The following is a 301-nucleotide window of genomic DNA, read 5'->3' as shown; positions in this document are numbered from 1 at the left end:
AGGGTGTAAAGGGAGACAAAGGAGATACTGGAGCTAAGGGCGACAAAGGAGATACTGGAGAGCAAGGAATCCAAGGTATTCAAGGAGAAACTGGAACCACAGGTGAAAAGGGTGACAAGGGTGATACTGGTGCTACTGGAGCAACTGGAGAGCAAGGCATACAAGGTGAAACCGGAGCAACCGGAGCAACCGGAGCCACAGGTGCAACTGGAGAACAGGGTATCCAAGGAGTAAAGGGTGACAAAGGAGATACTGGTGCTAAGGGCGACCAGGGTGACAAAGGAGATAAAGGTGATATTGG

At 50.8% G+C, this 301-nt stretch carries 1 pseudogene; it reads left to right on the top strand.

Annotated elements, in window-relative coordinates:
* Positions 1–301 (top strand): annotated as a pseudogene (locus tag MWU82_RS24225) (hypothetical protein); the annotation flags it as partial.

The sequence above is a fragment of the Arenibacter sp. S6351L genome (assembly GCF_023016025.1).
Classification (GTDB): domain Bacteria; phylum Bacteroidota; class Bacteroidia; order Flavobacteriales; family Flavobacteriaceae; genus Arenibacter; species Arenibacter algicola_B.
The sequence above is the reverse complement of the archived record's forward strand: the minus strand, read 5'-3'. Positions and strand labels throughout refer to the sequence as shown.